Raw genomic sequence first — 1,912 nt, forward strand, 5'->3', positions numbered from 1 at the left:
AAGCTTAAACTAATACGCTGATCAAAATCAAATGAGAGATTGGTACGGTTTCTTGGAGAAAGTGCTGGGTTGTCATTTTTTTGCCATATAACACCAAGGTCCATTGCAACAGATCCCTGGGGAATTACTTCAATAGTATTTCCACCAAATATGGTCTCAAAAAATCCGCTATTTACATAGAAATTAGGAAGCAAGTTTTTTCGGGCCTCTTCGGAGCCGGCTTTTTTACCTGAGAATGCATCTATTTTTTCTTTAAAATAGGACTTCATGTTTTCCTGTTGTACCAGATCTAAGTACTGTTCAGGTGTAAGTATAATAGGGTAGCTAATATCAAAATCCCCCACCATTTCAGAATAGAAATATCTATCAAGCTTGGGATCATACGTATATTTAGAAACAATGCTATTAGGATTTTCCAGTAAAATTCTTCCCAGAGCAAACCCGGTCTGAACAGAATCAATCTGTACAGAATCTGTTTCCTGTTCATTTGTTTCCTGAGCCTGAATTGTATTTATAACTCCCAGAAAAATGAAGGAAAGTAAAAAAAGCTTAAATGAATATGATTTAAGAATTGATTTTGCCCCTTTTTTCAAACTTATTTACAAATTTTTAAGCGCGTGTTTTATAATGTCCTCTACGCTTAGAGTAGGGTCCTGAGATAAAACCTTTTCAACAGCCTTTTCTGACTGCCTTCGGACAAACCCGAGAACCTCTAAAGCAGATAACGCTTCTTCTTTATTTGTATTGTTTGAATTTGGTGAAACTTCGTCAATATCATAGATTTTTAAAACCTTGTCTTTTAGGTCCAAAATAACGCGTTGAGCGGTTTTAGCGCCTATACCCTTAACGGCCTGTATTGTAGGAACATCCCCACAGGCAATTGCATTCTTAACCTGCAAGGGCGTAAGCGAAGAAAGCATTGTTCTGGCAGTACTTGACCCTATTCCTGAAACAGACAGCAATAACCTGAATATTTCTCTTTCGGAGTTTTCCGCAAATCCAAATAAGGTATGTGAGTCTTCCTTTATCTGCAAATGTGTATAAAGCTGAATACTTTCCGAATCCAAAATTTTTGAAAAAGTATGAAGTGATATGTTTACGAAATAGCCAACTCCGCCGCATTCTATTACTACGTAAGTGGGATTCTTTTCTACAAGCCTACCTTTTAAATGGGTAATCATTTATATTTTATTTATTATTGAAATGGTGTATTAATCCGTTTCGTTACTCAATCCCATTTTTACCTTACGCCTTTTCTCACGCTCCTGGGCATCTATAACCGCTACAGCGGTCATATTTACCATTTCTTCTACACTGGCACCCAATTGCAAAACGTGAACCGCCTTTCTAAGGCCCAGCATAATTGGCCCAATTGATTCTGCAGCATGAAGCTCTTTAAGTAATTTATAGGTAATATTTGCCGCCTCAAGATTAGGGAAAATTAAGGTATTTACTCTTTTACCTCCCAGAGTGGAAAACGGGAACTGACTTTTTCGAAGTTTTTTGTTAAGTGCGAAATCAGTTTGTATTTCTCCATCAACTATTAATTGCGGATTTTTTGAGTGTAATATCTTAACAGCTTCTCTTACCTTAACGGCATGCGGATGGTTGGAGGAACCAAAATTAGAATACGACAGAAGTGCCAAAACAGGATCAAAACCAAAGGCAAGACCCAGATTGGCAGTCATCTGAGTTATCTCAGCCAATTCTTCTGCATTCGGATCAATATTTATTGAGGTATCTGCAAGGATTAAAGGGCCTCTCTGGGTAATCATAATATGAGCAGTTGCCGCCTTTGAAACGTTATTTGCCTTTCCTATGACTTCAAAAATTGGCTTTACCACATTTGAATATGCCCTTGAATGCCCTGAAATCATACCATCAGCATCGCCTTCCAAGACCATCATTGCCC

At 37.8% G+C, this 1,912-nt stretch carries 3 protein-coding genes; all 3 read right to left on the bottom strand.

Translation table 11 applies throughout. The features are described from left to right. On the bottom strand, positions 1-593 hold a 593-nt coding region (locus WBN20_RS11145), incomplete at its 3' end, for a hypothetical protein (RefSeq protein ID WP_424281727.1). A 6-nt stretch (positions 594-599) separates the two neighbouring features. Then, on the bottom strand, positions 600-1,181 hold the full coding sequence (ruvA, locus tag WBN20_RS11150) for a Holliday junction branch migration protein RuvA (RefSeq protein ID WP_424281728.1): 582 nt from the start codon (positions 1,179-1,181) through the stop codon (positions 600-602). A gap of 30 nt (positions 1,182-1,211) precedes the next feature. Then, positions 1,212-1,912 (bottom strand): phosphate acyltransferase (locus WBN20_RS11155; protein WP_424281729.1); only part of this gene is annotated, 701 nt, incomplete at its 5' end.

Origin of the sequence: Eudoraea sp., assembly GCF_049665975.1 — a bacterium.
GTDB lineage: Bacteria > Bacteroidota > Bacteroidia > Flavobacteriales > Flavobacteriaceae > Eudoraea.

What these genes read in the sequence shown, in the direction of transcription:
- ruvA (WP_424281728.1), bottom strand. Translation starts at nt 1,181, where the DNA reads ATGATTACCCATTTAAAAGGTAGGCTTGTAGAAAAGAATCCCACTTAC.